Annotated in this window: 22 protein-coding genes; 16 read left to right on the forward strand and 6 right to left on the reverse strand. The window is 71.0% G+C overall.

Features of this window, described 5'->3' with window-relative positions; translation table 11 throughout:
- Positions 1-110 precede the first annotated feature (110 nt).
- The 6 genes from QCD66_RS01910 to QCD66_RS01935 all read left to right on the forward strand — a co-directional run bounded on the left by QCD66_RS01910 (position 111) and on the right by QCD66_RS01935 (position 5575).
- Positions 111-1616: an NCS2 family permease gene (locus QCD66_RS01910; RefSeq protein WP_375734974.1), complete on the forward strand. Its 1506-nt coding sequence runs from the start codon at positions 111-113 to the stop codon at positions 1614-1616.
- A gap of 106 nt (positions 1617-1722) precedes the next feature.
- A complete protein-coding gene (locus QCD66_RS01915; protein WP_357538264.1) occupies positions 1723-2172 on the forward strand; it encodes a MarR family transcriptional regulator in 450 nt (149 codons plus the stop codon).
- Positions 2173-2244: 72 nt separating this feature from the next.
- Entirely contained in the window at positions 2245-3552 is a 1308-nt protein-coding gene (locus tag QCD66_RS01920; protein WP_364214516.1) for an MFS transporter, read from the forward strand.
- A 12-nt stretch (positions 3553-3564) separates the two neighbouring features.
- Positions 3565-4317: a maleylpyruvate isomerase N-terminal domain-containing protein gene (locus QCD66_RS01925; RefSeq protein ID WP_375734973.1), complete on the forward strand. Its 753-nt coding sequence runs from the start codon at positions 3565-3567 to the stop codon at positions 4315-4317.
- Positions 4318-4382: 65 nt separating this feature from the next.
- The gene (locus QCD66_RS01930) at positions 4383-4877 is read left to right on the forward strand and encodes a hypothetical protein (protein WP_364214510.1); all 495 of its coding nucleotides are present in this window, start codon (positions 4383-4385) and stop codon (positions 4875-4877) included.
- Entirely contained in the window at positions 4874-5575 is a 702-nt protein-coding gene (locus QCD66_RS01935; protein WP_375734972.1) for a 2'-5' RNA ligase family protein, read from the forward strand. The genes QCD66_RS01930 and QCD66_RS01935 overlap by 4 nt, the downstream gene beginning before the upstream one ends.
- Positions 5576-5595: 20 nt before the next feature.
- Here QCD66_RS01935 and QCD66_RS01940 read toward each other — a convergent pair whose 3' ends face one another.
- The 4 genes from QCD66_RS01940 to QCD66_RS01955 all read right to left on the reverse strand — a co-directional run bounded on the left by QCD66_RS01940 (position 5596) and on the right by QCD66_RS01955 (position 10576).
- Positions 5596-6582, reverse strand: a complete 987-nt coding sequence (locus QCD66_RS01940; RefSeq protein ID WP_364214504.1) for an aldo/keto reductase — start codon at positions 6580-6582, stop codon at positions 5596-5598.
- 180 nt (positions 6583-6762) lie between these two features.
- Positions 6763-7842 (reverse strand): septation protein SepH, encoded by a 1080-nt coding sequence (gene sepH, locus QCD66_RS01945; RefSeq protein ID WP_364214501.1) that lies wholly within the window; start codon positions 7840-7842, stop codon positions 6763-6765.
- Positions 7843-8083: 241 nt separating this feature from the next.
- Positions 8084-9211: a phosphoserine transaminase gene (gene serC, locus QCD66_RS01950; RefSeq protein WP_364214498.1), complete on the reverse strand. Its 1128-nt coding sequence runs from the start codon at positions 9209-9211 to the stop codon at positions 8084-8086.
- Between the two features lie 258 nt (positions 9212-9469).
- Positions 9470-10576 (reverse strand): citrate synthase 2, encoded by a 1107-nt coding sequence (locus QCD66_RS01955; protein WP_375734971.1) that lies wholly within the window; start codon positions 10574-10576, stop codon positions 9470-9472.
- A 245-nt stretch (positions 10577-10821) separates the two neighbouring features.
- On the opposite strand from QCD66_RS01955, the gene pdxH reads away from it, so the two are divergent.
- The 5 genes from pdxH to QCD66_RS01980 all read left to right on the forward strand — a co-directional run bounded on the left by pdxH (position 10822) and on the right by QCD66_RS01980 (position 14882).
- Positions 10822-11484, forward strand: a complete 663-nt coding sequence (gene pdxH / locus QCD66_RS01960) for a pyridoxamine 5'-phosphate oxidase (protein ID WP_375734970.1) — start codon at positions 10822-10824, stop codon at positions 11482-11484.
- A 37-nt stretch (positions 11485-11521) separates the two neighbouring features.
- Positions 11522-12817: an MFS transporter gene (locus tag QCD66_RS01965; protein WP_364214489.1), complete on the forward strand. Its 1296-nt coding sequence runs from the start codon at positions 11522-11524 to the stop codon at positions 12815-12817.
- A gap of 59 nt (positions 12818-12876) precedes the next feature.
- Complete coding sequence (locus QCD66_RS01970) at positions 12877-13809, forward strand: aldose 1-epimerase family protein (protein ID WP_375734969.1); 933 nt, start codon at positions 12877-12879, stop codon at positions 13807-13809.
- A 21-nt stretch (positions 13810-13830) separates the two neighbouring features.
- On the forward strand, positions 13831-14466 hold the full coding sequence (locus tag QCD66_RS01975; RefSeq protein WP_375734968.1) for a nitroreductase family protein: 636 nt from the start codon (positions 13831-13833) through the stop codon (positions 14464-14466).
- 119 nt (positions 14467-14585) lie between these two features.
- Positions 14586-14882 carry a type II toxin-antitoxin system VapB family antitoxin gene (locus tag QCD66_RS01980; protein WP_357538287.1) on the forward strand — a complete coding sequence of 99 codons (297 nt, stop codon included), beginning with the start codon at positions 14586-14588 and terminating at the stop codon, positions 14880-14882.
- A gap of 35 nt (positions 14883-14917) precedes the next feature.
- Here the strand turns inward: QCD66_RS01980 and QCD66_RS01985 are convergent, their stop codons facing one another.
- The gene (locus QCD66_RS01985) at positions 14918-16162 is read right to left on the reverse strand and encodes an IS110 family transposase (protein WP_407566975.1); all 1245 of its coding nucleotides are present in this window, start codon (positions 16160-16162) and stop codon (positions 14918-14920) included.
- Between the two features lie 256 nt (positions 16163-16418).
- Between QCD66_RS01985 and QCD66_RS01990 the strand changes: the two genes are divergently transcribed.
- The 4 genes from QCD66_RS01990 to QCD66_RS02005 all read left to right on the forward strand — a co-directional run bounded on the left by QCD66_RS01990 (position 16419) and on the right by QCD66_RS02005 (position 22099).
- Positions 16419-17588, forward strand: coding sequence for an acyl-CoA dehydrogenase family protein (locus QCD66_RS01990; protein WP_375733600.1), 1170 nt, complete (start codon positions 16419-16421; stop codon positions 17586-17588).
- 186 nt (positions 17589-17774) lie between these two features.
- Positions 17775-18611, forward strand: a complete 837-nt coding sequence (locus tag QCD66_RS01995; RefSeq protein ID WP_375733599.1) for a DUF4230 domain-containing protein — start codon at positions 17775-17777, stop codon at positions 18609-18611.
- 175 nt (positions 18612-18786) lie between these two features.
- Positions 18787-20013 (forward strand): glycosyltransferase family 2 protein, encoded by a 1227-nt coding sequence (locus QCD66_RS02000; RefSeq protein ID WP_364214474.1) that lies wholly within the window; start codon positions 18787-18789, stop codon positions 20011-20013.
- Positions 20006-22099, forward strand: a complete 2094-nt coding sequence (locus QCD66_RS02005; protein ID WP_375733598.1) for an arabinofuranosyltransferase — start codon at positions 20006-20008, stop codon at positions 22097-22099. Before QCD66_RS02000 ends, QCD66_RS02005 begins: the two co-directional genes overlap by 8 nt.
- Before the next feature lie 66 nt (positions 22100-22165).
- Here QCD66_RS02005 and QCD66_RS02010 read toward each other — a convergent pair whose 3' ends face one another.
- Positions 22166-22366: a PspC domain-containing protein gene (locus tag QCD66_RS02010; RefSeq protein WP_357538296.1), complete on the reverse strand. Its 201-nt coding sequence runs from the start codon at positions 22364-22366 to the stop codon at positions 22166-22168.
- A 238-nt stretch (positions 22367-22604) separates the two neighbouring features.
- Between QCD66_RS02010 and QCD66_RS02015 the strand changes: the two genes are divergently transcribed.
- Positions 22605-23978 (forward strand): L-serine ammonia-lyase, encoded by a 1374-nt coding sequence (locus QCD66_RS02015; RefSeq protein ID WP_375733597.1) that lies wholly within the window; start codon positions 22605-22607, stop codon positions 23976-23978.
- The last annotated feature ends 113 nt before the right edge of the window (positions 23979-24091 follow it).

Genomic DNA, 24091 nt, shown 5'->3' on the forward strand with positions numbered 1-24091 from the left:
TCGGACACGAGGGCCAGCCTACTGCGCCGGCTCCCGGCTCCCTGGTCGCCGCGCGAATATCGAAGATCGTAACGGGCGCGAATTTCCCTGGAAACGCCTGATCTGCGATTATGCGCGCGGCATCATGTGACCAGTGCGGTGAGGACCAGATGGACAAACGCCCGACGGGCACCGGGACGACCGTTGCCCGTAACCGCTTCGACCGCTTTTTCGAGATCTCCGCGCGTGGCTCGACGCTGAGCCGGGAGGTCCGTGGCGGTCTGGCGACCTTCTTCACGATGGGGTACATCGTCGTACTCAACCCGTTGATCCTCGGCAACGCGGTCGACGGCGACGGCCGGCGGCTCGCCATGGCGGCGATCGCGGCGGCGACTGCCCTGGTCGCCGGGGTGATGACGATCCTGATGGGGGTCGCCGCCCGCTTCCCACTGGCACTGGCCGCCGGTCTCGGCGTCAACGCGCTGGTCGCGTACGAGATCGCGCCGCAGATGACCTGGGCCGACGCGATGGGGCTGGTGGTCATCGAGGGGGTGCTGATCGGCATCCTGGTGCTGACCGGCCTGCGTACGGCGGTGTTCCGGTCGGTTCCGGTCCAGCTGAAGACCGCCATCGGGGTCGGCATCGGCCTGTTCCTGACCATCATCGGCCTGGTCGACTCCGGTTTCGTCCGGCGTGTTCCCGATATCGCGAACACCACCGTCCCGGTCGGCCTCGGCATCAACGGCAGGTTGGTGAGCTGGCCGGCGCTGGTGTTCGTCCTCGGCCTGCTGCTGACCCTGGTGCTGGTCGTACGCCGGGTCAAGGGCGCGATCCTGATCGGCATCTTCGCCACGACCCTGCTGGCGATCGTCGTCGAGGCCGTGGCGAAGGTGGGCCCGTCGGTCGTGAACGGCGTACCGAACCCGAAGGGCTGGTCGCTGAACGTGCCGGCGGTGCCGGAGACCGTGGTCGACGTTCCGGACCTGTCGCTGCTGGGGCACTTCAACGTGCTCGGCTCGTGGGAACGGGCCGGCTGGCTGGTCGCCCTGATGTTCGTCTTCACCCTCCTCATCACGGACTTCTTCGACACGATGGGGACGATGGTCGCGGTGGGGCAGGAGGGCAACCTGCTCGACGACAAGGGCATGCCACCGCGTACCCGGGAGATCCTGCTGGTCGACTCGGTCGCCGCGGCGGCCGGTGGCGCGGCGAGCGTGTCGAGCAACACGTCGTACATCGAGAGTGCGGCCGGTGTCGCGGAGGGGGCCCGGACCGGGGCCGCCAACCTGGTCACCGGCGGGCTGTTCCTGCTGGCGATGTTCTTCGCGCCGCTGGTGGTGGTCGTGCCGTTCGAGGCGGCGTCGACCGCGCTGATCGTGGTCGGCTTCCTGATGATGACGACGATCCGCACGATCGACTGGTCCGACTACGAGATCGCGATCCCGGCGTTCCTGACCATCGTGCTGATGCCGTTCACATACTCGATCTCCAACGGCATCGGCGCTGGCGTGATCACGTACGTCCTGCTCAAGGTCGTCCGTGGTAAGGCCCGCGAGGTGCATCCGCTGCTGTACGGGGTGGCCGTGCTGTTCGTCGTGTACTTCATGCGTGGCCCGGTCGAGGCGCTGATCTACTAGCGGGTTTTCCGACGTACCGTGCCCGGCGGCCTCCGCCGGGCACGGTACGGTGACGGCTGTCATATCGAGTGGTCGTTAGCATCGCTCATTAGTTAGGCTAACGATCGTGACGGAGCGGACGGTGATGGCGAAGCGTTTGCCGCCGGCGCAGTTGGCGACTCTCCTGCGCGACGCGATCACCCGGCTCAACCGACGGGTCCGGCAGACCCGCCCGGTCGGCGACCTCACCGCGACCCAGCTCTCCGCCCTCATCAGTCTCGAACTGGGGGGCGCGCTGACCCCGCGTGAACTGGCCGACATCGAACGGGTCCAGCCGCCGACGATGACCAGGATCGTCGCCAAGCTGGAGGAGCGCGGCCTCGTCGGCCGCACCCCTCACCCGACCGACGGCCGGCAGGTCATCCTCGCGGTGACCGAGGCCGGGCGGGAGATGCTCGACCAGATCGAGCGGGCCCGCGACGAGTGGCTCGCCAGCAGGCTCGCGGAACTGACCGCGGCCGAGCGCGAGACGCTGTCGAGCGCCGCCGAGATCCTGCGGAGGATCGCGCGCGCCTGACGGCGCGTCGGGGCCTCGGATCTGCTTCGTCCACTGTGGATGACGCGTACGATCTGAGGAGGCGCACCCCGAGTGCGGGCAAAGCTGAGCAGCACGTTCCAGTCCCTGACGGTCCGCAACTACCGGCTCTTCGCGATCGGTCAACTGATCAAGCTGATCGGCGTCTGGGTGATGTTCATCGCCCAGGACTGGCTGGTCCTCGAACTCTCCGGCGATTCGGCGACCGCCCTCGGTGTCGTGGTCGCCCTCCAGTTCGCGCCGGTACTCCTGCTGACGCTGCTCTCCGGGCGGCTCGCCGACCGTTACGACAAGCGGATGCTGCTCCTGGTGGCCAACGCGACCTGGACGGTACTCGCCCTGGCGATGAGCCTGCTGGTGGTCACCGGGGTCGTCCAGCTCTGGCACGTCTTCGTCTTCGCCGGCCTGCTCGGTGTGGCCAACGCGGTGGAGACCCCGGTCCGCCAGGCGTTCGTGTCCGAACTCGTCGGCACCACCCTGCTGCCGAACGCCCTCGCCCTCTCGTCGGCCACGTTCAACTCGGCCCGGGTCCTCGGACCGGCGCTGGCCGGCGTGGCCATCGCGGTCTTCGACGTCGGCCCGGTCTTCCTGGTGAGCGCGGTCGCCACCGTCGCCCCGCTCGTCGGCCTGCTGCGGATGCGCAGCGCCGAGCTGCACCGCGCCGACCTGCTGCCGATCGGCGAACGTGACAACGCCAAGGTGGTCGACGGGCTGCGGTACGTCGCCCGGCGACCCGACCTGCTGCTGCCGATGGCGCTCATGTCGATCATCGGGATGGTCCTCTTCAACTTCCAGATCACCCTGGCCGCCCTCGCCAAGACCGTCTTCAACACCGGTGCGGCCACCTTCGGCGTGTTCACCACCATGCTCGCGCTCGGCTCGCTGGCCGGCGCCCTGGCCGGCAGCACCCGCCGGGAGCGGCCGTCGGTGTGGCTGGTGCTCGGCGCCGCGGTCGGCTGTGCGATCTTCGGCACCCTGGTCGGCCTGGCGCCGACGTACTGGCTGGTCGTGCTCCTGCTGCTGCCCGCCGGCTTCTTCATGATCTTCTTCGCGCAGGCGTCCAACCAGCGGGTCCAGCTCGGCGTCGACGCCGCCTTCCGGGGCCGGGTCATGGCCCTGTGGGTGCTGGTCTTCCTGGGCACCAACCCGGTCGGCGCCCCGCTGATCGGTTGGGTCGCCGAGACGTACGGCGCGGCGGCGAGCATCTGGCTCGGCGGCCTGATCTCCCTGGCCGTGGCGCTGCTGGCGCTCGCCTGGCAGCTGCACCGGACCGGCGCCCGCCTCCGGCTGCGGATCCGCCCGCTGCCCGCGTTCTACGTGGTGCCGGCGGCAAAATCCGAGCCGGCTGTCACACCCGTCTGATTGTCTGTCCCGATGCAGAACACCCGCTACCTGGAGTGCCTGGCGAGCGACTACCGCCGGCTGCGCCAGGTCGTCACCGGCGGGCCGCTCGACGCGGTCGTACCGAGCTGCCCCGACTGGTCGATGGCCGATCTCGCCCGGCACGTCGCGCAGGTCTACCTGCACAAGACCGAGTGCATGCGGCACGGGGTCGAGCCCGAGTCGTGGCCGCCGGACCTCGCCGGCGAGGAGCCGGTCGCCCTGCTCGACCGGGCCTACGCCGCGCTGACCCACGAGCTCACCAGCCGGTCGCCGGACGCTCCGGCCGCCGGCTGGTACGAGCCGGACCCGACCGTCGGCTTCTGGATCCGCCGGATGGCGCAGGAGACGGTCGTGCACCGGATCGACGCCGAACTGGCGGCCGGCGTGCCGTCCGCGACCGTCCCCGACGATCTCGCCGTCGACGGCATCGACGAGGTGCTCGAGGTTTGCCTGGCCTACGCCACCCGCAGCTGGCCGGAATACTTCACCGAACTGATGGTGGGTAACGACGGGCGTGGGGTGGTCGTGGCAGGTGGCGGGAGCAGGTGGCTGGTCCGCTTCGACCGTGACGTCGTCACGGTGCGGCCGGCGAGCACCGACGAGGCGGACGCCCGGGTCAGCGGCGATCCCGACGCCGTCCTACGGTGGTTGTGGCGACGGGTCGACGACGACGCCGTCCGGATCGAAGGTGAAAAGGACCTGGTCGTCCGGCTCCGTCAGCTTCTCGGAGTCGCCACCCTGTAACGGATGAAGCCGATCCGACGGTGGACGTCCGCTCCGCCGTCCCGTGCCGAAGGTTGTGGCCCCTCGTGGACGCCCTGGTGTTGCCACTGGCGCTGCTCTCCGTGCTGTGCCTGCCGGCGGTCGTGGCGGCGCTCATCTGCGCCGACGAGATGATCGACCGGCTGACCGCCCGGCTCGTCGCGCGCCGCCGGGCCCGGCGCGAGCGACGTACGGTCGCCCGGCTCGAACAGGATGCCGGCCCGGGCGCGATCACATCCGCCCGGGCGGTCGCCGGCCCCTTCCGGCAGGTGCCCATCGAGCAGCTCGCGGCCGACCTGCGCCGGCTCGCGGTGCAGCGGCGCTACCTGGGCAGCGAGAGCCTGCTGTGGCGCAGCGCGTTCGCGCAGGCATACGACGACCGGCTGCGGATGGCGAGCCAGAGCCTCGGCATCGCCCAGCACCTCGACGAACTCGCTGGCTTCGATCTCGACATCGAGCGGATCCGGGTGGAGGGCGAACTGGCGGCCGCCGGCCTGATGCTGCCGGCCGCCACCACCTGGCAGCGGCGTGAGCCGAGGTGAGACTCTTCGTCGCCCTCTACCCACCGCCCGACGTGGTCAGGCACATCGGCGCGTACGTCGACGGGCTGCGGATCGGCCGGGCCACCGCCGACGGGGTGAACGTACGCCTCGCCAACGCCGACAACCTGCACGTCACCCTTGCCTTCCTCGGCGATGTCGACGAGGGGCGGCTACCGGACGTACGGGCGGCGCTGGACCGGGCGGCACCGGGCTGGCGTGAGCCGTCCCGCCGGCGTGGAGCCCGCCGGCCGGACCGGTCCGACCGCTGGCGCCACCCACCGGAGCCGGTGCCCGAGTCCGACCTGGCGGTGGGGCCGGTGCCGGCGGGTGGTGTGGCGGCGGTGGCCGGTGGGCCGGTGGCGCGACTGCGGCTGGCCGGCGGTGGCCGCTTCGGCCGTGGCCGATTCACCGTGCTGTGGGCCGGGCTGGACGGGGACGTCGATGCGTTGTACCTGGTCAGCGGCGCGGTCCGGAGCGAACTCAGGCGGTCCCGGCTGCCGTACGACCGGCGGCTGCTGCGGCCGCACCTGACCCTGGCCCGGCCGGGGGAGTGGCTGCCCCGGGCGGCCGTCGACGCCGACCTCGCCGACCTGGCCGGATACGTCGGCCCGTGGTGGCCGCTGGCCGAGATGGTGCTGGTGGCTAGCCATCTCGGCCCGCGACCGACGTACGACCGGCTCGGTTCGTGGCCGCTGTGACCGGCGGCCGGGCGGTGTGACTACCAGGCCCACGCCTCCGGGCCGGGGCCGCCCTTGCCGACCGGCGGGAAGAGTTCGTCGAGCCGGGCCAGCACGTCGTCGGAGAGGCTGACGTCGAGCGCGCCGAGTGACTTGTCGAGCTGCTCGACCGTACGCGGCCCGATGATCGGTGCGGTGACGCCGGGGCGGGAGAGCAGCCAGGCCAGGGCCACGTCGGCGGGGTCGTGGCCGAGGTCGGCGCAGAGCTTCTCGTACGCCTCGACGGTGGGCCGGTGCTCGGCCAGTGTCTCGGCCGCCCGGCCGCTCTTGGCCCGCTCCGCCCCACCCTCGGCCAGCTTGCGGATTGCACCGCCGAGCAGTCCGCCGTGCAGCGGCGACCACGGGATGATGCCGATGCCGTAGTGCTGGGCCGCCGGGATCACCTCCAGCTCGATGTGCCGGGTGAACAGGTTGTAGATCGCCTGCTCGGAGACCAGACCGAGGAAGTTGCGGCGGGTGGCCGACTCCTGGGCGGCGGCGAGGTGCCAGCCGGCGAAGTTGGACGAACCGACGTAGAGCACCTTGCCCTGGTCGACCAGGGTCTGCATGGCCTGCCAGATCTCCTCCCACGGCGTGCTGCGGGAGACGTGGTGCATCTGGTAGAGGTCGATGGTGTCGGTCTGCAGCCGGCGCAGCGAGTCTTCGCAGGCCCGGATGATGTGTCGGGCGGACAGTCCCTGCTCGTTGGGCCAGTCGCCCATCCGGCCGTACACCTTGGTGGCCAGCACGACCTTCTCGCGCCGCCCGCCGCCCTGGGCCAACCAGCGGCCGATGATCTGCTCGGTGATGCCCTCGCCGGTCTTCCAGCCGTAGACGTTGGCGGTGTCGTAGAAGTTGAGCCCGTGCTCCAGCGCCCGGTCCATGATGGCGAAGCTGTCGGGTTCGGTGGTCTGCGGTCCGAAGTTCATCGTGCCGAGGCAGAGCCGGCTCACGGACAGGCCGGTGCGTCCGAGGTTGGTGTAGTCCATGTCACTCACCCTGTCACGGGTGGACTTCGAGTGCCTAGCGCTCCAGGCTCGGCGCCGATCAAGGCCCAATCGTGGCTGAGGCGGGGCGAGATGCCCGAAGTATCCCCTTGATCAGCGCGGACCTGGGCTGATCGGCGCGGCCCGGGCGCCGCGAGTCCGGGGCGCGCCGCAGCGCGGTGGTCAGGAGCTTTCGCGGGCTGCCGGGCCGCTGCCGAACAGGACGTCGTCCCAGCTCGGCAGGCGCTTGCGCGACTTGCCCGGAGCGTCGGTGGCCTCGCTCGCCGCGGCGGCACCGCCCGTGGTGCGACGTGGCCGCAGCACCGCCAGCGACGGCACCGCGGGCACCTCCTTCGGCAGGTCGGCGTCGTCGTCGAAGGCGGAGCCGGCACCGCCGCCACCGAGCAGCGCCGCGGCACCGCCGGCCACCGGCCGTTGGCGGGGCTGGTCGGTGGCGGCCGCCGGGTCGAGCCCGCGCCCCGGGCTGGGGCTGAGCGGGCGGTCCAGGGAGGCGAGCAGCGCGTCGCGTCCGGCCCGGATCGGGTCCCGGGTCGGGCGGGTGTGGTCGGCGGGCGCCGCGGTCGGCAGGCCATGCCCGCCCCGGCTCGGCTCGCCGCGCGACGGGCCGGGCAGCGCGTGACCGCCCCGCTCGGTGGTCGGCTCGTGCCCCAGGATCTGGGTGGGCCGCTCGGCACACAGGTATTGCGCCATGTCGTCGTGTGGTGCGACGACCTGGCGGGTCTTGTCGAGCTCCCAGATCGCCTGGGCGGTCGCCTTGCCCGACGGCCAGGTGGCGACGATCCGCCAGGTGCCGTCGTCGCGGCGGTAGGCGTCCCAGGAGATCTTCTCGGTGTCGATGCCGTGCTGGGCCAGCCGGCTGTCGACGACCTCGGCGAGCGGGGCGTTCTTGTCGGAGTTCTTCAGCCGGGTGCGGCGCGCGTGCTGGGCCAGCATCGCCCGCTCCTGGAGCACCGGGCCGGCGTAGCGCAGCACCCGGTCGACCGGCACCCCGGCGATGCGGGCGACGTCGTCGGCGGACTCACCGGACCGGATCCGGGCCTGGATGTCGCGTGGCGACAGCGAGGGCGTCAGGTCGCTCGGCGGCATCGCCACGGTGAGACTGGCGCCGCCACTGCCCGAGTCGGCATGTAGGACCGTGGACACCCGCTCGTCGATGGGTAGCGCAAGAAGGCGACCCACCTCGTCGGCGAGCACCATGGCCTGGCCGTCCTCGGAGAGGGCGACGAAGCGTACTGGGCGCATCGCGTTGCCTCCGTCCCGCTGCGCTGGCCGCTGCGACCCGGGCCGTCGCCCCGGTCACCGACGCCCCGGGCCAGCCACGCCCGAGCGTCCTTGAAACAAGGTACGCCGGTCGGTCACCCGATGGGAGTAGGCCACGCCGACCGATGTGAGCTGGGTTTCCGTCAGAGCCGACGGGCGGTGGGGGCACCAGCGCGGGTGCTCCCACCGCCGCGTACGGCGTCGTTCCGGTGCGGGAAGCGGGTCAGAGCCGCTCGACGACGTAGTCGATGCTCTTGGTCAGCGCCTCGACGTCGGCCGGGTCGACGGCCGGGAAGAGCGCCACCCGGAGCTGGTTGCGGCCCAGCTTGCGGTAGGGCTCGGTGTCGACGATGCCGTTGGCCCGCAGTGCCTTGGCCACCGCCGCCGCGTCGACGCCCTCGGCGAAGTCGATCGTGGCCACGACGTTGGAGCGCAGACCCGGGTCGGTGACGAACGGGGTGGCCACCGACGACCGCTCGGCCCAGCCGTAGACGGTCGCCGCGCTCTCGGCGGTGCGCTTGGCCGCCCAGGACAACCCGCCCTGTGCGTTCATCCAGTCGGTCTGCTCCGCGGCCAGGAAGATCGTCGCCAGCGCGGGGGTGTTGTACGTCTGCTCCAGCCGCGAGTTGTCGATCGCGGTGACCAGGTCGAGGAAGGCCGGAATGTAGCGGCCGGATTCCTTGATCTCGGTGGCCCGGGCGAGCGCGGCCGGCGACATCAGCGCGATCCAGATGCCGCCGTCGGAGCCGAAGCACTTCTGTGGGGCGAAGTAGTAGACGTCGGTCTCGGCGACGTCGACGTCGAGACCGCCGGCGCCGGACGTGGCGTCGACCAGCAGCAGCGCGTCGTCGTCGGCACCGGCCACCCGCCGGATCGGCACCGCCACGCCGGTGGAGGTCTCGTTGTGCGGGGTCGCGTAGACGTCGACGCCCGCCTCGGCGGTCAGTGCCGGGGCCGAGCCCGGCTCGGCCTTGTGGACCGACGGGTCACCGAGGAACGGCGCGTCCTTGACCGCCTTGACGAACTTGGCCCCGAACTCGCCGAAGCTCGCGAACTGGGCCCGGTCGCGGACCAGTCCGAACGCCGCGACCTCCCAGAACGCGGTGGTGCCGCCGTTGCCGAGGACCACCTCGTAGCCCTCGGGCAGGCCGAAGAAGTCGGTGAGGCCGCGCCGAAGGCGGGCGACCTGGTCCCGGACCGTCTTCTGCCGGTGGGAGGTGCCGAGGTACGTCGTGGCCACGTCGGCGAGCGCCGAAACTGCCTCGGGACGCACCTTGGACGGCCCGCAGCCGAACCGGCCGTCGGCGGGCTTGATCTCGTCGGGGATCCGGATGGTCGAAACGTCAGCCACGGTTATCGAAGATCCTCTCGGGTGGGCGGCTAGCCCCATTTGAGCTGGCAGAAGCCTGTCGAGCTGGCGCGGGCCAGTCGGTCTGGCGGGAATACCCGGCGGCGTTGCCGAGCCCCCATCCTTCCACCTTCACAGGTGCCGGCCAGGTGTGATCCCGCCGGTGGAGGTGAGTCGTCCAACACATCCGGTGAACACGGGTCGGGGCGCCTGCCGCCCGGCCGGTGGCCGGGCAGGGACGCCCCGATGCGACGGATACGGTCAGACGCCGTGCGGGATGGCGTCCCAGCCCTCGACGTCGGCGGGCTTGCGCGGCCCCGGGCCGACGTACGTGGCCGACGGGCGGACCAGCCGGCCGAGTGCCTTCTGCTCCAGGATGTGCGCGCTCCAGCCGCCCATCCGGGCGCAGGTGAACATGGAGGTGAACATGTGCGCCGGCACCTCGGCGAAGTCGAGCACGACGGCCGACCAGAACTCGACGTTGGTGGCGAGCACCCGGTCGGGCTTGCGGTTGTGCAGTTCCTCCAGGGCGGCCTTCTCCAGCGCCTCGGCCACCTCGTAGCGGGGGGCGCCCAGCTCCTTCGCGGTCCGCCGCAGGACGCGCGCCCGGGGGTCCTCGGCCCGGTAGACCCGGTGGCCGAAGCCCATCAGCCGCTCGCCGCGGTCGAGCACGCCCTTGACGTAGCCGGCGGCGTCGCCGCTGCGCTCGACGCCCTCGATCATGTGCAGTACGCGCGACGGCGCGCCGCCGTGCAGCGGGCCGGACAGCGCGCCGATGCCCGACGAGATGCAGGCGGCGGCGTCGGCGCCGGTGGAGGCGACCACCCGGGTGGTGAACGTGGAGGCGTTCATGCCGTGCTCGGCGGCGGAGATGAAGTAGGCGTCGACCGCCTTGACGTGGCGGGGGTCGGGCTCGCCCCGCCAGCGCTTCATGAACCGCTCGACGATCGTGGACGCCTTGTCGATCTCCTTCTGCGGCACCGCCGGTAGGCCGAGGCCGCGGGCCGACTGGGCGACGAACGACAGCGCGGTGACGGAGACCCGGGCGAGGTCGGTGCGGGCCTGCTCGTCGGAGATGTCGAGAAGCTGGGAGAGCCCCCAGTACGGGGCGAGCATGGCGACCGCCGACTGCACGTCGACCCGGATGTCGCCGGAGTGCACCGGTACGGGGAACGGTTCGGCCGGCGGCAGGCCCGGACCGAACCGGCCGTCGACCAGGAGTGCCCACACGTTGCCGAAGGAGACCTGCCCGATCAGGTCCTCGATGTCGACGCCCCGGTAGCGCAGCGCCCCGCCTTCCTTGTCGGGCTCGGCGATCTCGGTCTCGAAGGCGATCACGCCCTCCAGACCCGGCTTGAAGTCAGACATTTCGTTTCTCCTGATCTGTCTGTGCGAGCGGGTGCGGCGCTCTTCCGGCGGTGTCCGGTGGGGTCACGTCGACCCTCGGCGATGTGGTTCGTGACATCTTGCCTGGCGGGTAACTTCGGCGCGACCCACCGATGGTGTGCTGTGTGCGACATCCTCGCTGCTCACCGTGTCGTGGTGGGGTGGTTGGCGGGATCTGTCGGCCGATGGGGGACCATCCAGGCAGCTCAGTCGGGCTTCGGGAGAAGGTGGACGTGACGGGCGACACAGTATTGCCGGCCGGGATGCGGCAGGAGTACGCGGCCGAGACAGGCCTTTCCCGTGCGGATCTGGCCGCCGACTGGCACACCCAGTTCGCCCGCTGGTTCGCCGACGCGGTCGCGTACGGCCTGCCCGAACCGAACGCGATGGTGGTCGCCACCGCCGATCCGGCGGCCCGGCCGAGTGCCCGTACGGTGCTGCTCAAGGCGTACGACGCGGCCGGACTGGTCTTCTACACCAACTACGAGTCGCGCAAGGGCGTCGAGGCGCTCGCCAACCCGTACGCGAGTCTGCTCTTCCCGTGGTTCGCCATGCAGCGGCAGGTGATCGTCTGCGGGCGGGTCGAGCCGGTCGCCCGGGCCGAGACCGAGGAGTATTTCGCCGCCCGGCCGCGCGGGTCGCAGCTCGGCGCGTGGGCCAGCCCACAGTCGCGGGTGCTGGCCGACCGGGCCGAGCTGGACGCCGGCTACGCCGCGGTCGCCGACCGCTTCGGCGCCGGTCCGGTGCCGCCGCCACCGCACTGGGGCGGACTGCGGGTGGTGCCCGACAGCGTGGAGTTCTGGCAGGGCCGGGCCAGCCGGCTGCACGACCGGCTGCGCTACCGGCGTACCGAGGGCGGGTCGTGGACCGTCGAACGGCTCGCGCCGTGACCCGGACCGGGCGGGACGGGCGGCGCGGGGCCCGGCGATGACCAGCGTCGACGACGACCGGCCGGTCAAGGACGCCGACGACGGTCCGCCGCCGTCCCGGTGGGCGATCGACATCCGGCCGCTGCGCATCCCGGCCTACCGCCGGATGTGGGTCGGCAACGCCGTCTCGATGTTCGGCTTCCAGTTCACCGCGGTCGCCGTCCCGGTGGAGATGTTCGCGCTCACCGGCGGATCGTTCTGGGTGGGGCTGCTGGGCGTCGCCGGCCTGGTGCCGCTGCTGGTCTTCGGCCTGTGGGGCGGTGCGGTCGCCGACGTGGTCGACCGCCGCAAGCTGCTGCTGGCCAGCTCGGCGCTGATGTGGCTGTCGACGCTCGGGCTGTTCGGTCAGGCGCTGCTCGGGGTCGGCAGCCCGGTCCTGCTGCTGGTCCTGGTCGCGTTGCAGACCAGTGCCTTCGCGGTCAGCTCGCCGACCCGGCAGGCGATCGTGCCGCGGCTGGTGGCGAAGTCGCTGGTGCCGGCCGCCAACACGCTGCACTTCACCACCTTCCAGGCCACGATGGTCCTCGGCCCGCTCACCGCCGGCGTGATCTTCGCGAGCTGGGACGCCGACCTCGCGCTTCCGATCGCGTACGCCGTCGACGCGGTGCTCTTCACCGTCTCCATGTGGGCCACCCTGCGGCTGCCACCGGTGCCTCCGGAGCCCGACGACAGCCCGGGGCCGCGTACGGCCGGACTGCGCAGCATCGCCGTCGGGATCAGATACCTGGCCACCACGCCGGTACTACTGCTCTCCTTCGCGATCGACGTCATCGCGATGATGCTGGCCATGCCACGGGCACTGTTCCCGGAGATCGCCGAGGTGCGGTTCGGTGGCGGCGCGGCCATCGGCTGGCTCTTCGCCGCCATCGCCATCGGATCGGTCCTCGGCGGGCTCACCTCCGGCTGGATCGGCCGGGTACGCCGCCAGGGCGTCGCCCTCGTGGTCGCCGTGGTCGGTTGGGGCGTGGCCGTGGCCCTGGCCGGGCTGGCCGGGCAGTTGTGGCTGATGGTGCTGCTGCTGGCCGTCGCCGGGGCCGCCGACCTGGTCAGTGCCGTCTTCCGGCAGTCGATGCTCCAGGTCTACGCGCCGGACAGGCTGCGCGGCCGGCTCCAGGGGGTCAACACGGTGGTGGTCGCCGGCGGCCCGCGCCTGGGCGACCTGCGGGCCGGAATGATGGCCGCCGCGTTCGGGGTCAGCTTCTCCTGGGTGGCCGGCGGAGTGCTGGCGGCGGTGCTGGCCCTCGCGCTGGCGCTGGTGTTCCCGACGTTGCTGCGCTACCGGACCACCGGGTGACGGGCCGCCCGCGGCCGGTGGTGCCGGCAGCACCGGCCGCGGGCGGCTATCGTCCCGGCATGGAAAACGTCGATACCGGCCCGCGGCCACCGTCGGGTGCACAGTGGACGATCGCTGCGGACGGGCACGAGGCGGTCGTGGTCGAGGTGGGCGGCGGCCTGCGCGCCTACCGGTCCGCCGGGGTGGACCACCTGGACGGGTACGCCGTCGACGAGCTGTGCGTCGGCGGGGCCGGGCAGGTGCTGGCCCCCTGGCCGAACCGGATCCGGGACGGCCGCTACACCTTCGACGGCGTGGTCCACCAGCTTCCGATCACCGAACCGGTGCGGCACAACGCCCTGCACGGCCTGGCCAACTGGGCCCGGTGGCGGCGGGTCGACGAGGCGCCCGGCGCGGTGACCGTGGAGTACGAGCTGCCCGCCCAGCCGGGCTATCCGTGGCCGCTGCTGCTGCGTACCCGCTGGCAGGTCGGCGCCGACGGGCTGCGGGCCACCCACGAGGCGACCAACCTCGGTGCCGGGAACGCGCCGTTCGGCCTGGCCACACACCCCTACCTGCGGCTGCCCGGGGTCGCCGTGGACGACATGCTGCTGCGGGTGCCGGCCCGCACCCAGGTGCTGGTCGACGGCCGGCTGCTGCCGATCGGCGCGGCGAAGGTGGCCGGCGGCGAGTACGACTTCACCGCGCCCCGGCGGATCGGGTCGGCGCAGCTCGACACCGCGTTCGGCGACCTTGCGACCGAGGCCGACGGCGGGTCGGCGGTCACGCTCGCCGGCCCCGCCGGTACGGCGTCGGTGACGATCTGGGCCGACCGGTCCTTCGGCTGGTGGCAGGTGTTCACCGGGGACACCCTGTCCGGCGAGCGGCACCGTCGCTCGGTGGCGATCGAGCCGATGACCTGCCCGCCGGACGCGTTCCGGTCCGGGCACGGCCTGGTCGTCCTCGCCCCGGGGGAGACGTTCACCGCGAGCTGGGGCATCCGCCCGGCCTGATCCACCGGATCGGAGTACGTGATGGAGTTCCGTGACGTCGTCCGGCGGCGCCGGATGGTACGCAGCTTCGACCCCGACCGGCCGGTGCCGGCGGCGGTGGTGGACCGGCTGCTCGACCATGCCGTACGCGCCCCGTCGGCCGGGTTCTCGCAGGGTTGGGGGTTCCTGGTGCTCGAGAGCCCGGCGGACCGGGAGCGGTTCTGGGCGTCGACCACGCCGGAGGGGGCTCCGGAGAGTAGCTGGCTGACCGGGATGCGCCGGGCGCCGCTGATCGTCGTACCGCACTCCAACCGGTCGGTCTATCTCGACCGGTACGCCGAGCCGGACAAGGGCTGGGCGGATCGGGACGAGGCGCGCTGGCCGGTGCCGTACTGGCACATCGACACCGGATTCGCCGCGATGTTGATGTTGCTGACCGTCGTCGACGAAGACCTTGGTGCCTGTTTCTTCGGAATTCCACCGGAACGCACCGCCAGTTATCGGGATGCTTTCGGCGTACCCGATGAATTTACCCCGATCGGTGCGCTAAGCATCGGGTATCCGGCGCCGGACCGCCGCTCCCCGTCGCTGCGGCGCGGCCGCCGACCGGTCGACCAGGTGGTGCATCGTGGCCGGTGGGAGGCTAAAGGATCATCATCTGATGCGGGAGAGCAATGAAACTGACATCGGGTAACAAACCGCGATGTCAGCGATGCTCGCTACGCTGGCAGCGGTATCGGTGGGTCGGTTCGCGGGCCTGATCCGATGGATTTGTTCCGAGATGGGGGGAGCGCACCGTGATCTTCAAAGCGGTTCGGGACGGGCGTCCCTACCCGGATCACGGACTCACCCTGAAACAGTGGGCCGAGATCCCGCCCCGGCCGTTGCGGCTCGACCAACTGGTGACCACGAAGCGTGAGCTGGCGCTCGACAAGCTGCTCGCCGAGGACTCCACCTTCTACGGCGACCTCTTCCCGCACGTCGTGCAGTGGCAGAACTCGCTCTTCCTGGAGGACGGCCTGCACCGCGCGCTGCGGGCGGCGCTGCAACAGCGCAACCAGATCCACGCCCGGGTCCTGGTGCTGGCCGGCTGATCGACCGTTAGGGTGGCGGCGTGAGTTGCCCTGTGTCAAGCCGCCACTTGATGATCTTGTGTGAGCAGGTGTTGGAGGGCTCGGTGGCGGTCCGGGTCGTAGGGGGTGTTGGTGGTCCAGCACTTCCAGATGATGTCCAGCCAGGCGCGGGCCAGGATGCGGACCGCGTGGGGGTGGTCGTGGCCGCGGGCGCGGGCTTGGGTGTAGAGGTTGGCTGCCCAGGGGTTGGCGTGGCGGCTGTCGCCGGCGAAGTCGCAGACGGCGTCGTGCAGTTGTTTGTCCACGGCCCAGCGGAAGGCCACGATGCGGACTTTGCCGGATTCGCGGGTCGAGGGTGCGACGCCGGCGAGGCAGGCCAGGGACGCTGGGGTGGGGAACCGGCCGCGGGCGTCGCCGATCTCGGCGAGCAGCCGGGCGGCGCGGACGGTGCCGGAGCGGGGCAGGCTGGTGAAGATGTCCCGGTCGGGGTGCAGGTCGAGGGCAGCGGTGATCTGCTGGTTGAGGGTGTCGATCTGGGTCACGATGGCGGCCAGGGTGGCGAGGTAGGCGCGGGTGATGCCGGCCAGGGTCTGTCCGTGGTCACCGGTGGCGCCGCGAGGCGCGGCGTTGGTGCGGGCGTGCAGCACGGCTGGGTGGGCGCGGCCGCAGTAGCTCACGCTCTTCAGCCAGGCGGCCAGGCGCTTGGGCGACAGCCAGTCCAGGGCGTCCTGGGTGGTGAACCGGGTCAGGAACTGCCGGCTGATCGACGAGTCGATCTCGTTGAACAGCTGGACGGTGGCCGGCAGCGCTGTGGTCAGGTGAGCGCGCAGCTGGTTGGCGACCGCGATGCGGTGGGCGACCAGGTCTTTGCGAGCGCGGCACAGCTTACGCAGCCCGGTGGTTGTCTCGCTGTCCAGCACGAGCGGGGTCAGCCGGCGTCGGTCGGTGCGTACCGTGTCGGCCAGGACATGGGCGTCGAACCGGTCGTCCTTGTTCCCGGCCGAGCCGTAACGTCGGCGCAGTGCTTTGACCTGCGAGGGTGGGATCACGTACACGGTCGTGTCTGCGGCCAGCAACGCATCTACGATCGGCCCGTCCGGGCGTTCGATGCCGACCGCGTCCACCCGATGCCGGTCGAGCAGGTCGATCAGCCGTCTCAGGCCAGTCTTGGTGTATTTCAGCGTCAGCCGCTCCAACGGCTCACCGTCGGCGTCGACCACGCAGACCGCGTAGTCGTCCTTGGCCCAGTCCACCCCGGCCGAGTTCCCTCGCGCCGGCGCGGCGGTGTCGGTCACACTCATGGTTGCCTCTCCGCTGCGCTACCAGTGGGGAAGCACCTGGTGGTTTCGGGACACCACTGCCGGTCGCTCATTGAGCGGCGCTCGATGGCGCATAGCCCTGTTGCCAGTCGGGGTGTCCCGGGCCGCCGGGCCTCGCAGAACTCACGCTGGACCTCGAAGGTCGAGCGAGCTGGGCGATGGCCCGACGGTCACCGGTGCACTCGAACCAACATCAGCTCGAGTGAGACAAGGGTGCACCAATGAGCGAGAAGCTGTCATGAGTCGGGTCGCCCCGCTCGACCTGCTCGACCTGGACGCGTCGCTCACCGACGAGGAGCGGCAGATCCGGGCCGTCGTGCGCCAGGTCGTCGACGACCGGGTCCGGCCGCACGTGGCCGGCTGGTACGAGCGCGGCAGTGCCCCGGTCCGCGAACTGGCCACCGAGTTCGGCCGGCTCGGCCTGCTCGGCATGCACCTCACCGGCTACGGCTGCGCCGGCTCCTCCGCGGTCGCCTACGGGCTGGCCTGCCTGGAACTGGAGGCCGGCGACTCCGGCGTACGGTCCCTGGTGTCGGTCCAGGGCTCGCTGGCGATGTTCGCCATCTGGCGCTACGGCGGCGAGGAGCAGAAACAGCGCTGGCTGCCGGCGATGGCCGCCGGCGAGGTGATCGGCTGCTTCGGCCTGACCGAACCTGACCACGGCTCGGACCCGTCGTCGATGCGGACCCGGGCCCGGCGGGACGGCGACGACTGGGTGCTCACCGGCGGAAAGATGTGGATCACCAACGCGCCGGTCGCGGATGTCGCCGTGGTCTGGGCCCGGACCGACGAGGGAGTCCGGGGCTTCGTCGTGCCGATGGACACGCCCGGTGTCACCGCCACCGAGATCCGCAACAAGATGTCACTGCGCGCCTCCTCGACCGGTGAGGTCGTGCTCGACGACGTACGGCTGCCGGCCGACGCCCGGCTCCCGCTCGCGATCGGGCTGAAGGCGCCGCTGTCCTGCCTCACCGAGGCCCGGCAGGGGATCGCCTGGGGCAGCCTCGGCGCGGCCCGCGACTGCCTCCAGACGGCGATCGACTACGCCGGCAGCCGGACGCAGTTCGGCCGGCCGATCGCCGGCTTCCAGCTCACCCAGGCGAAGTTCGCCGACATGGCCGTCGAGCTGCAGAAGGGCTACCTGCTCGCACTGCACCTGGCCCGGCTGGCCGACGCCGGCACACTGCGGCCGGAGCAGGTGAGCGTGGGCAAGCTCAACAACGTACGGGAGGCGCTGGGCATCGCCCGCCAGTGCCGGACCATCCTCGGCGCCAACGGGGTCAGCGGCGAGTATCCGGTGCTCCGGCACGCCAACAACCTGGAGAGCGTGCTGACGTACGAGGGCACCTCGGAGATCCACCAGCTCGTCATCGGGCAGAAGCTCACCGGGCTGTCGGCGTTCGCCTGACCGCCGGCCGGCTCCTCGCGGTGGGCGATTTCGCTGGTCGGCGCGGTCGGATCCGGCCCGAGTCGCGGGTGTCGTACCGGAGCCGTACCGTCTGCGGTAGGGAGTGGACTCCCGGCGGATTCTGATCACGTTCGATCCGGCGGCGGGTCCGCTCAGGGCGGCAGGTCTGCTTAGGACGGTGAGTCGATGTCCAGCAACGGAGACACGCACCAGCCCACCCGGGAGTTCCCGGAATACCCGAAAGGCCGGGCGGCAGCGCCCGAAGCCCCGTCGCCGTGGTCCGACGACTCGGCCGAGGCGGTCGAGCCGGGCGAGCGCGGTCCGACCGGCGAACCGCCGGCCGCCGGCCCCACGTCGCCGGCCGCCGGCCCCACCTCGCCAGCCGGCCGCAACCGGGGGCTGCTCTGGTTCGCCGGCATCGCCGGCGTGGTGCTTCTGCTCTTCCTGGGGGTGCAGGCGACCGGCCTGCTGCCCAGTTGGCGGAACCCCTTCGCCGAGGAGAAGACCGACCGCAGCCAGCCGGCGCTGCTCAAGTCGATCCAGGACCTGAGCCGCTACGTCGCCGCCGAGGGCAACTTCCAGGTCGTTATCGATCTTGAGCGTGACCGCAAATACGTGCCGGACTTCCTGCTGCGCGAGCGGACCCTGTTCGTGGGTGCCGGCAGCGTCGAGGCATACGTCGATTTCGCGCAGATCTCCGAAGGCGCCGTGGTGGCGTCGGACGACGGCCGGACGGTCGAGATCAGGCTGCCCGCGCCGCAACTCGGCAAGACCAACCTCGATCTTGAGAACAGCTACGTGTTCGCCGAGGAGCGCGGCCTGCTCAACCGGCTCGGTGAGGTGTTCGGGGGCGACCCCAACCGGCAGCGCGAGGTCTACCAACTGGCCGAAGAGCGGATCGCCGCGGCCGCCCGCGACACCGGGCTGGCCGAACGGGCACAGGAGAACACCCGGAAGATGCTCGAGGGCCTGCTGCGATCGTTGGGCTACGAAACGGTGACGGTCACCTATACGGCTGGTTGACAGTGTCCTCGTACGCGCAGAGGGAGCGCGACAGCGTCATCGACCGGGTACGCTCCTCGATCGTGCCGTCGCTACAGTTCGACGGTACGCATCATCACAGTCTACGGCTGGCCCGGCTACAGCTTCCTCCGCGACGACCCGGGCCTCGTGATCGCCGAATCCGGGAGATACGCCTGTGTCAGACCTTGTCGCCAGTGACGACGTCGAGCTGACCGTCCTGCTGCCTTGCCTCAACGAGGCCGAGACTCTGGAAATCTGTGTCACAAAGGCCCTCCGGGCGATGGAAGAGCTCGGGGTGGTCGGCGAGGTACTCGTCAGCGACAACGGCTCGACCGACGGATCCCAGGAGATCGCCACCCGGGCCGGTGCCCGGGTGGTGCACGCGCCGATCCGCGGCTACGGCGGTGCCCTGCTCAACGGCATCGCGCACGCGCGCGGCCGCTACGTGATCATGGGGGACGCGGACGACTCGTACGACCTGTCCAACCTCGGGCCGTTCGTCGAGGCACTGCGTGCCGGGCACGACGTCGTGATGGGCAACCGCTTCAAGGGCGGGATCGCCCCGGGCGCCATGCCGCCGCTGCACCGCTACCTCGGCAACCCCGTGCTTTCCTGGCTCGGCCGTCGCCTCTTCGGCCTGCGCAACGTCGGTGACTTCCACTGCGGTCTGCGCGGCTTCAACCGCGACCGGATCCGTGATCTAGAGCTGTGCATGCCGGGCATGGAGTTCGCGTCCGAGCTGGTGGTCCGCGCCGCGCTGAACGGTTACGACATCGTCGAGGTGCCGACCACCCTGCAGCCCGACGGCCGGAGCCGGCCGCCGCACCTGCGCACCTGGCGCGACGGCTGGCGGCACCTGCGCTTCCTGCTGGTCTTCGCGCCACGCAAGACGCTGATCTGGCCCGGCCTGACGATGTTCGTGCTGGGCGTGATCGGCACCACGATCCTGTCGTTCGGGCAGGTCCGGATCGCCGGGGTCGGGTTCGACATCAGCACCATGGTCTACACGTGCCTGGCCATGCTGGTCGGTGCCCAACTGTTGCTCTTCGGGGTGTTCGCCCTGCTCTACGGCCACAACGAGGGCATCACCGACCAGCGTCAGGTCGCCCGGTGGAGTCGCTTCGTACGGTTCGAGACCTGCACCGCGGCCGGGGTACTGCTGACCCTGGTCGGCCTCGCCGGAACGATCCTCGCCGTGACCGCCTGGGGCCGTACCGGCTTCGGCCCGCAGGAACTCGGTGAGACGTTGCGCGTCGTGCTGCCGTCCTCGACCGCCATCGGGGTCGGGATCACCGTGCTCTTCTCCGGGCTGTTCGCCAGCCTGCTGAGCCTGCGCCGGATCAGCACGCCGGTCTCGGCGAGCCCGGTCCCGACCGACGAGCTGACGGCCACCCGTGGCTGACCCGGTTGCCGTGGTACGCGACGGCGCCGAGCAGGACGGGACCACGACCACCGAACCGCGCCACTCGGGCGTTGCCGACGCCGGTGCCGGGGAGCCGGTCGCGGAGAGTGACCGGGCCACCGACGGGCCGGTCACCGGCACTGACGGCCCGGTCACCGGCGCCGACCGGCCGGTCACGGCCACCGACGGCCCAGCCACCGGCGCCGACGAACCGTCGGCGGATGCCGAGGCGCCGGCACCCGGCGACCAGCCGGCGTCGCCCGGGAAGGCGGCACCGACGCCACGGGACCGGCGCGCCCCGCGCCGGTGGCTGACCAACAGCGGCACGATCGCGTTGCTCACCTGGCTGGTGGCGACGCCGGTCGCCTACTACATCCCCGCCTGGGCCGATCCCGACCCGTTCGCCATCGGTGCGTCGATAGCGCCGATCGCGGGCGCGTTCGTGTTGATCATTCTTGCCTTCGCGGTCGCGTCCCGGTGGTCGGGGGAAGTGGTCGCCGGGGTGGCCGCGGGCCTGGCCGCCGCCTGGCCGGTCCTGATGCTGCGGACCGCGCTCTCGGGTACGCCGTTCGGGTTCGGCGGTCTGGTGGGCGACATGGGGCGGATGTCGGCCTCGATCACCCGTTACACGACCACGGTCACCAGTTCCGACACGCTCGTTCCCAGCCTGCCGTCGGAATACCCGCCGTTCTTTGCGTGGCTCGTCGGCCGGGTGGCGGTGCTGCTCGACCAGCCGGCCTGGACCCTGCTCGGCAGCGCCCAGGTGCTGTTCATGTCGGCCTCGGTGCTCGCCGCGTTCCTCATGTGGCGCCGACACGTCAACCCGTGGGTGGCGCTGGCCATCTCGGCGGTGTCGCTGATCGCCTGGTCCGACCCGCGCAAGGCGTTCGAGGTCATCACCCTGGCGCTGTTCGTACCCTGGGCGCTCGAGGTCTTCGCGCGTCCGGCCCGCAAGCGGATGCACTGGCTGTGGGCCGGACTCATCGGCGGCTTCATCGTGATGACCTATCAGGCGTGGATCGTCTATGCCGCCGCCGGCATGATCGTGCTCGGTGTGGTGACCCTGCGTCGGGAGAAGCGGCGGGCGGCATACCTGGGCCGGATCGGGCTGATCATCGCGGTGGCGTTCGCGGTGTCCGCCTGGTACGTCGTGCCGTTCGTGTGGTTGACCCTGACCAGGGGCGGCGAGTCGATCTCCGACCTCTTCCTGACCGAGTCGATCAACGACGGCCTGTTCCCGTTCCTGGAGTGGACCCCGATGGGGGTGCTCCAGTTGATCGGGCTGGTCGGCCTGATCTGGTTGTGGCGTTCGACGTGGTGGGCGCAGCCGCTGCTGTTGCTGATCCTCGGCACCTACGCCTACCGGTTCGTGTCGATGCTGAGGTTCGTCGCGACCGGGCACACCGGCTTCATGCACTACACCGTGCGCCTGTACGGCGTCCTCTTCGCCATCGCCGGCATCCTGGTGCTGGTCCACGTGGCGCCGATCATCCTGCACCGGCTACGGGTGACCCCACCGCGGCTGGCCGGCGCGGCCCTGCTCGCGGTGGTTCTCGCCTGGGTCAGCACGAGCTTCACGCTGACCTGGATGCCGGAGACGGGGGGCACGTACGCGGTGGCGGCGCACACCGAGCCGTTGCCCGACGGTCGCTACACCCGGTGGGCCCCCAAGGACACCGAGCTGCGCCGGAACTGGTTCCCGGTGGCCGCGGTCGAGGACGCGGTCGAGCGGGTGACCGGACCGGATCCGCAGCGACCGACGCTGGCGGTCGACGACCGGCTCTTCTCCTACCTGCCCTGGCCCGGATATCTCGACAACGACCGTACCGCCGGCAGCACCCTGTCCCGGTGGGACCAGAGGTTCGCCGAGGTGCAGCGGATCGCCGACGTGACCGACCCGGCCGAGTTCGCCGCGGCGTCGCGGAGCACGGCGTTCGGGCCGATCGACATCTTCGTCCTGCGGACCAACGACGGTCAGTGGTCGTGGCTGCGCGGGGTGTCGTTCAGTCCGGAGCAGTTCGCGCCGGAGCACTTCACCGTCGTCGAAGGGCTGCCGAACGGCGTGGTGGTGGCGGTCCGCAGGTGACCGCCGGCTGATCGGAAGGCCCGGACGGCGCTGCCGTCCGGGCCTTCGTGGCGGTCAGGATGAGGGTCAGTAGGCGAGTTGCCGGTCCTCGTTCGGCATGATGATCCACAGTGCCAGGTAGATGATCACCTGGGTGCCCGGCAGCAGCAGCGACAGGAGGAAGAGCAGCCGGACCAGTCCGGTCGACATGCCGAAGCGGCGGGCGAGTCCGGCGCACACGCCGGCCAACATGCGGTTGTCGCGGGGACGTACGAGTTTGCGACTCATGGTCGTCTGCTTCCTCTCCGGGCGGCGATGCGCCGCTCCACATCCAACGGTACGAACGGCCGATGTCGGCACCCTCCGTCGGGAGGTGGATTCCGGCCGCCGCTCCCGTAGGTGGTCAACCCTTACGCCCGCTCGCGCGGGGACCCCGGGTAACGGTCCATGCCGAAAATGCTGATTGTCTGCTTCTGGCTGTGCGTTGGGATGGACAGTTGCTACCCGGCGGGCGCACTGTGGAACCGTGATCAGCGTCTTCGACCTCTTCAGCATCGGGATCGGCCCCTCCAGTTCGCACACGGTCGGCCCGATGCGCGCCGCGCGTACCTTCGTGTCCGGCCTCAAGGCCGACGGGCTGCTGTCGGACACGGCACGGGTCCATGCGGAGCTGTTCGGCTCGCTGGGGGCCACCGGGCACGGCCACGGCAGCGACCGGGCGGTGCTGCTCGGGCTCAGTGGCGAGTCGCCGGAGACCGTCGACACCGACCAGGTCGGGCCGCTCGTCGAGGAGGTGCGCGGCACCGGCCGCCTGGCGTTGCTCGGCGCGCACCCGATCGACTTCGCCGTCGACGGTGACCTGGTGCTGCACCGCCGGCGCTCGTTGCCGTACCACCCGAACGGCATGACGTTCACCGCGTACGACGGAACCGGCCGGTCGATCCGGGCCAGGACGTACTACTCGGTGGGCGGCGGGTTCGTCGTCGACGAAGCGGCGGCCGGGGCGGACCGGATCAAGCCGGACACCACTACGGTGGCGCACCCGTTCGGCACCGGTGCGGAACTGCTGGCGGTGACCCGGTCGACCGGTCTGTCGGTCAGTGAGGTGATGCTCGCCAACGAGCGCGCCTGGCGGTCCGAGGCGGACATCCGGGCCGGCCTGCTGGAGATCTGGCGGGTGATGCGCGAGTGCGTGACGGCCGGCTGTACGCGCACCGGGGTGCTGCCCGGCGGGCTGCGGGTCCGGCGGCGCGCGGCGGAGCTGTTGCGGAGCCTGGAGGGCGATCCGGACGCCTCCGCCGACCCGTTGCGGGTCATGGACTGGGTCACGCTGTTCGCGCTCGCAGTGAACGAGGAGAACGCGGCCGGCGGCCGGGTGGTGACAGCACCCACGAATGGAGCCGCCGGAATCATTCCGGCAGTTTTGCACTATTACCACCGCTTTGTTCCATCAGCTTCAGATGACGGTATCGTCCGCTTTCTTCTTGCGGCGGGTGCGATCGGTGTGCTCTTCAAGGAGAACGCCTCGATCTCCGGCGCCGAGGTCGGCTGCCAGGGCGAGGTCGGCTCGGCCTGCTCGATGGCCGCGGCCGGGCTCGCCGAGGCGCTCGGCGGCACGCCGGCCCAGGTGGAGAACGCCGCCGAGATCGGGATGGAGCACAATCTCGGCCTCACCTGCGACCCGGTCGGTGGCCTCGTGCAGATCCCGTGCATCGAACGCAACGCCGTGGCCAGCATAAAGGCGATCACCGCGGCCCGGCTCGCGCTGCGCGGCGACGGCGAACACGCGGTGTCGTTGGACAAGGTGATCAAAACGATGCGCGAGACGGGTGCCGACATGAAAGTCAAGTACAAGGAAACGGCGCGAGGTGGGTTGGCCGTCAATGTAATCGAGTGCTGAACGTGGCTGCCTCGGCCGCCTACCCCCGCCTATTACGGACTGCTAACCTATGGCGCGTCAGCGGCCCCGCGCCGGCGATCTAGCCGCCACCGCGTGCGCGCCGCCGGGGTTGC

Source organism: Polymorphospora sp. A560, from assembly GCF_045781765.1.
Taxonomy (GTDB): domain Bacteria; phylum Actinomycetota; class Actinomycetes; order Mycobacteriales; family Micromonosporaceae; genus Polymorphospora; species Polymorphospora lycopeni.

Coding starts and splice junctions, on each gene's coding strand:
- sepH (WP_364214501.1), bottom strand. CDS start 7,842: ATGCGCCCAGTACGCTTCGTCGCCCTCTCCGAGGACGGCCAGGCCATG.
- QCD66_RS01995 (WP_375733599.1), top strand. CDS start 17,775: ATGTCCAGCAACGGAGACACGCACCAGCCCACCCGGGAGTTCCCGGAA.
- QCD66_RS01940 (WP_364214504.1), bottom strand. CDS start 6,582: ATGGACTACACCAACCTCGGACGCACCGGCCTGTCCGTGAGCCGGCTC.
- QCD66_RS01955 (WP_375734971.1), bottom strand. CDS start 10,576: ATGTCTGACTTCAAGCCGGGTCTGGAGGGCGTGATCGCCTTCGAGACC.
- QCD66_RS01990 (WP_375733600.1), top strand. CDS start 16,419: ATGAGTCGGGTCGCCCCGCTCGACCTGCTCGACCTGGACGCGTCGCTC.
- QCD66_RS01985 (WP_407566975.1), bottom strand. CDS start 16,162: ATGAGTGTGACCGACACCGCCGCGCCGGCGCGAGGGAACTCGGCCGGG.
- QCD66_RS02010 (WP_357538296.1), bottom strand. CDS start 22,366: ATGAGTCGCAAACTCGTACGTCCCCGCGACAACCGCATGTTGGCCGGC.
- QCD66_RS01925 (WP_375734973.1), top strand. CDS start 3,565: ATGCAGAACACCCGCTACCTGGAGTGCCTGGCGAGCGACTACCGCCGG.
- QCD66_RS01975 (WP_375734968.1), top strand. CDS start 13,831: ATGGAGTTCCGTGACGTCGTCCGGCGGCGCCGGATGGTACGCAGCTTC.
- QCD66_RS01970 (WP_375734969.1), top strand. CDS start 12,877: ATGGAAAACGTCGATACCGGCCCGCGGCCACCGTCGGGTGCACAGTGG.
- QCD66_RS01965 (WP_364214489.1), top strand. CDS start 11,522: ATGACCAGCGTCGACGACGACCGGCCGGTCAAGGACGCCGACGACGGT.
- QCD66_RS01910 (WP_375734974.1), top strand. CDS start 111: ATGCGCGCGGCATCATGTGACCAGTGCGGTGAGGACCAGATGGACAAA.